Annotated in this window: 1 protein-coding gene; it reads left to right on the top strand. The window is 65.2% G+C overall.

Translation table 11 applies throughout. The features are described from left to right. Positions 1 to 3,169, top strand: a 3,169-nt coding sequence (locus DNK34_RS25215) for a condensation domain-containing protein (protein WP_244216331.1), incomplete at both ends; no start/stop codon positions are given.

Below are 3,169 nucleotides of genomic sequence, written 5' to 3'. Positions count from 1 at the left end.
AGCGCCAATGGCAAGCTGGATCGACGCCAGCTGCCGAGCCCCCAGGCCCAGGCGCAGAAGGCCTACGTGGCGCCGGAAGGAGAGCTGGAAGGCGCCATTGCGGTGATCTGGCAGGACGTCCTGCGCCGCGAGCGGATAGGGGTGACCGACAACTTCTTCGAGCTGGGTGGTGACTCAATCATCTCTATCCAGGTGGTCAGCCGGGCGCGTCAGGCCGGTATCCATTTCACACCTAAGGCGCTGTTCCAGCATCAGACGGTTCGCGCTCTGGCGCGGTCAGCCCGCTCGGGCGAGCAGGCCGCGCGGGCCGATCAGGGACCGGTGACCGGCCTGGTACGGCTGACGCCGATCCAGCAGCGGTTCTTCGATACCTGCGAAGTCGATCGGCAGCACTTCAACCAGTCGTTGCTGCTCGAACTACCGCAGGCATGCTCCGACATCGAACTCGAAGCTGCATTGACCGCGGTATATGGCCATCACGACGCACTGCGCCTGCGCTTCACGCAGCAGGCGTCCGGCTGGGAGGCTGAGACAGCCCCGGTGGATGCTACCGAGGGGTTGTTCGCCAGCGTCGTGGCCAGCGGGCTGAGCGATCTGGCCGAACAGGCCGGGCGAGTACAGGCCAGCCTTGACCCTAGCGGCGGGCCACTGTTCAGGGCAGTGGTCTACCAGGTACCGAAAGGTCGCCGTTTGCTGTTGCTGGTGGCGCACCATCTGGTTGTCGACAGCGTGTCCTGGCGCATCCTGCTGGAAGACCTGCAGCAGGTCTGCCAGCAACTGCAGGCTGGCGGGCAGCCCACGTTGTCGGCCAAGACCAGTGCCCTCCAGGCCTGGACCGAGGCGCTGTATGCCCAGGCCCACAAGCCGGCGCTGCAAGTCCAGCAGGACTACTGGCTGGAGCAGTTGCAGGCCGTCAGTGCATTGCCGTTGGATCACCCCCAAGGTGGCCGGGCCAACCATCTGGGGCGCACCGTGTATACCCGTCTGGACAAGGACAGCACCCGTCGTTTGCTGCAGGAAGCGCCGAAGGCCTACCGTACCCAGGTCAACGACTTGCTGCTGGCAGCGCTGTCCAGGGTACTGTCGCGCTGGATTGGTCAGCCTGCGGTCAGTCTGCTACTGGAGGGACATGGGCGCGAGGACGATCGGTTCCCGGGCATGGATCTCAGTCGCACCGTCGGCTGGTTCACCTCGCTGTTCCCGTTGCGGCTGAGCCCGCAAGCCGGGATCGGCGAGTCGATCAAGGTCATCAAGGAACAGTTGCGCGCGGTGCCGGATAAAGGCCTGGGTTTCGGCATGCTCTACCACATGGCGGAAGATGCGATATTGCGTGCCCAGGCGTTGCCGCAGATAGTCTTCAATTACCTGGGGCAGATCAGTGCCAATGGCGGTAATGGCCAGGGGCTGCTGCCTGTCGGCCATGACCGGGGGGGCGAAGTCAGTGCCAATGCCCTGATGGAACATGAGCTGAGCCTCAACGGCATGGTGTACGACGGCGAGTTCACCCTTGGCTGGCGCTTCAGCAGCGAGCGTTTCGACGAAGCCGGCATCCAGGCACTGGCCGATGCCTACGCCGAGGAGCTGCTGGCGCTGATCACGCATTGCGAACATCCAGCCAGCCAGGGAGTGACGCCTTCCGACTTCCCACTGGCGCAACTGACCCAGGCGCAGCTGGACGCGATCGCCGGTGACCCTCGCACGGTACAGGCGATCTACCCGTTGTCGCCCATGCAGCAGGGCATGCTGTTCCATGGCCTGGGCGACGACAAGCGCAGTGACTATCTCAACCAGATGTGCGTGGATGTCTACCATCTGGATCCGGAGCGTTTCGAGCAGGCCTGGCGGCAGGTGGCCGATCATCACGATATCCTGCGTACCCGCTTCGCCTGGCAGGGGGGGCTGGCGCGGCCGGTGCAGATCGTCCAGCGGTCGGTGCGGGTGCCGTTTCAACTGCTTGACTGGCACCACCTGGAAGAGCCCAAGGCACAGTTGCGTAGCCTGGAGGACGAAGAGCTGGCCAAGGGCTTCGACCTGCAGGTGGCGCCGGCGTTTCGCCTGACTCTGGTATGCCTGGGCGATACTCTGCACCGGCTGATCTTCACCCATCATCACATCCTCATGGACGGCTGGAGTCTGTCGGCGCTGGTTGCCCAGGTGCTGCAGTGCTACAACGGCCACAGCCTGGCGGCCAGCCAGGGCAGCTATGGCGAGTACATCGGCTGGCTTGAACGTCAGGACGTCGCGGCTGGCGAGGCCTTCTGGAAACAGCAACTGGCCGGCCTGCAGGCGCCGACCCGGCTGGTTGCGGCGCTGGCCCACGGAGCGCGGCAGGGTGGCGAGCTGCACCGCGCGCTGGACGAGGCTGTGACCGGCGGCCTGGCGCTGTTCGCCCGGGCGCTGAAAGTCACCCCCAATACCGTGCTCCAGGCCATCTGGCTGCTGCTGTTGCAGCGCCACAGCGGCCAGGACACGGTGGCCTTCGGGGCTACAGTCGCGGGCCGCCCCACGGAGCTGGCCGGCATCGAGCAACAGTTGGGGCTGTTCATCAACACCTTGCCGGTAATCGCCGCGCCCTGCGCGGATCAGCCGCTGGGTGACTGGCTACGCGCACTGCAGGCGCAGAACCTGGGCTTGCGCGAGTTCGAGCACACGCCGCTGTTCGATATCCAGCGCTGGGCGCAGACCGGCGGCCAGTCTCTGTTCGACAGCCTGCTGGTCTTCGAGAACTACCCGGTTGCCGATGCTCTGCGCGAAGGCGAGGGCATGCGCACGCGCTTCGGCGAAGTGCATAACCGCGAGCAGGGGCATTACCCGTTGGCACTGGTGATCGGCCTCGGGCGACAACTGACGCTGCACTGGCGCCATACCGGCCAGTTCAGCGCGGCCTTCGTGCAGGCCTTGGCCGAGCAGTTCGAGCAACTGCTGCAACGCATGCTCGCCAGCGATGAGCGACAGGCGCTGGGCGAGCTGTTCGCTGCTGACGCCGCATTGCGCGAAACCGTACTCGAGCGCTTCAACGCCACCACTACCGACTACGACCTACAGCAGACCGTGCATGGCCTGTTCGAGCAGCACGTGCGTGCCACCCCCGACGCTCCGGCGCTGGTATTCGGCGAACAGCAACTGAGTTATACCGAGCTCAATATACGGGCCAACCGTCTGGCGCACC

The organism is Phytopseudomonas dryadis (assembly GCF_004327355.1).
Taxonomy (GTDB): Bacteria; Pseudomonadota; Gammaproteobacteria; order Pseudomonadales; family Pseudomonadaceae; genus Aquipseudomonas; species Aquipseudomonas dryadis.
The sequence above is the reverse complement of the archived record's forward strand: the minus strand, read 5'-3'. Positions and strand labels throughout refer to the sequence as shown.